Here is a 2,500-nt window from a genome sequence, read left to right as displayed (position 1 = left end):
TTCAACGTGCGTGGGTTCGGGCCTCCATTCAGTGTTACCTGAACTTCACCCTGGACATGGGTAGATCACCTGGTTTCGGGTCTACGACCACGTACTCAATTCGCCCTATTCAGACTCGCTTTCGCTGCGGCTCCGCATCTTCTGCTTAACCTTGCACGGGATCGTAACTCGCCGGTTCATTCTACAAAAGGCACGCCATCACCCGTTAACGGGCTCTGACTACTTGTAGGCACACGGTTTCAGGATCTCTTTCACTCCCCTTCCGGGGTGCTTTTCACCTTTCCCTCACGGTACTGGTTCACTATCGGTCACTAGGGAGTATTTAGCCTTGGGAGATGGTCCTCCCGGATTCCGACGGAATTTCACGTGTTCCGCCGTACTCAGGATCCACTCAGGAGAGAACGAAGTTTTGACTACAGGGCTGTTACCTCCTATGGCGGGCCTTTCCAGACCTCTTCATCTACCTCGTTCCTTTGTAACTCCGTACAGAGTGTCCTACAACCCCAAGAGGCAAGCCTCTTGGTTTGGGCTGGTCCCGTTTCGCTCGCCGCTACTCAGGGAATCGCATTTGCTTTCTCTTCCTCCGGGTACTTAGATGTTTCAGTTCCCCGGGTCTGCCTTCTCATATCCTATGTATTCAGATATGGATACCACTCCATTACGAGTGGTGGGTTTCCCCATTCGGAAATCTCCGGATCAAAGCTTGCTTACAGCTCCCCGAAGCATATCGGTGTTCGTCCCGTCCTTCATCGGCTCCTAGTGCCAAGGCATCCACCGTGCGCCCTTTCTAACTTAACCGTTAAAAAGAATCACTACGTGATATCTTGCATTACTAATTGAATGTGAATTACTTCTGTTATCTAGTTTTCAAAGAACAACATCTCGAAGAATCGAATGATCCTTCAAAACTAAACAAGACAGGGAACGTTCTGTTTATAAGACCCAAGGTCTTATATTCCGTTAAAATCCTTAGAAAGGAGGTGATCCAGCCGCACCTTCCGATACGGCTACCTTGTTACGACTTCACCCCAATCATCTGTCCCACCTTCGGCGGCTGGCTCCTAAAAGGTTACCTCACCGACTTCGGGTGTTACAAACTCTCGTGGTGTGACGGGCGGTGTGTACAAGGCCCGGGAACGTATTCACCGCGGCATGCTGATCCGCGATTACTAGCGATTCCAGCTTCACGCAGTCGAGTTGCAGACTGCGATCCGAACTGAGAACAGATTTGTGGGATTGGCTTAACCTCGCGGTTTCGCTGCCCTTTGTTCTGTCCATTGTAGCACGTGTGTAGCCCAGGTCATAAGGGGCATGATGATTTGACGTCATCCCCACCTTCCTCCGGTTTGTCACCGGCAGTCACCTTAGAGTGCCCAACTGAATGCTGGCAACTAAGATCAAGGGTTGCGCTCGTTGCGGGACTTAACCCAACATCTCACGACACGAGCTGACGACAACCATGCACCACCTGTCACTCTGCCCCCGAAGGGGACGTCCTATCTCTAGGATTGTCAGAGGATGTCAAGACCTGGTAAGGTTCTTCGCGTTGCTTCGAATTAAACCACATGCTCCACCGCTTGTGCGGGCCCCCGTCAATTCCTTTGAGTTTCAGTCTTGCGACCGTACTCCCCAGGCGGAGTGCTTAATGCGTTAGCTGCAGCACTAAGGGGCGGAAACCCCCTAACACTTAGCACTCATCGTTTACGGCGTGGACTACCAGGGTATCTAATCCTGTTCGCTCCCCACGCTTTCGCTCCTCAGCGTCAGTTACAGACCAGAGAGTCGCCTTCGCCACTGGTGTTCCTCCACATCTCTACGCATTTCACCGCTACACGTGGAATTCCACTCTCCTCTTCTGCACTCAAGTTCCCCAGTTTCCAATGACCCTCCCCGGTTGAGCCGGGGGCTTTCACATCAGACTTAAGAAACCGCCTGCGAGCCCTTTACGCCCAATAATTCCGGACAACGCTTGCCACCTACGTATTACCGCGGCTGCTGGCACGTAGTTAGCCGTGGCTTTCTGGTTAGGTACCGTCAAGGTGCCGCCCTATTTGAACGGCACTTGTTCTTCCCTAACAACAGAGCTTTACGATCCGAAAACCTTCATCACTCACGCGGCGTTGCTCCGTCAGACTTTCGTCCATTGCGGAAGATTCCCTACTGCTGCCTCCCGTAGGAGTCTGGGCCGTGTCTCAGTCCCAGTGTGGCCGATCACCCTCTCAGGTCGGCTACGCATCGTCGCCTTGGTGAGCCGTTACCTCACCAACTAGCTAATGCGCCGCGGGTCCATCTGTAAGTGGTAGCCGAAGCCACCTTTTATGTCTGAACCATGCGGTTCAGACAACCATCCGGTATTAGCCCCGGTTTCCCGGAGTTATCCCAGTCTTACAGGCAGGTTACCCACGTGTTACTCACCCGTCCGCCGCTAACATCAGGGAGCAAGCTCCCATCTGTCCGCTCGACTTGCATGTATTAGGCACGCCGCCAGCGTTCGTCCTGA

The 2,500-nt window shown here is 53.0% G+C and carries 2 rRNA genes (both cut by a window edge); both read right to left on the bottom strand.

The features are described from left to right. Positions 1 to 798 (bottom strand): 23S ribosomal RNA (locus JNUCC21_RS00995); it reaches 2,131 nt to the left of the window's first position. Between the two features lie 175 nt (positions 799 to 973). Further along, a 16S ribosomal RNA gene (locus tag JNUCC21_RS00990) occupies positions 974 to 2,500 on the bottom strand; it runs 23 nt beyond the window's last position. Together the 16S and 23S rRNA genes form the textbook arrangement of a ribosomal RNA operon.

The organism is Bacillus sp. JNUCC-21, from assembly GCF_041222765.1.
GTDB lineage: Bacteria > Bacillota > Bacilli > Bacillales > Bacillaceae > Bacillus > Bacillus velezensis.
The sequence above is the reverse complement of the archived record's forward strand: the minus strand, read 5'-3'. Positions and strand labels throughout refer to the sequence as shown.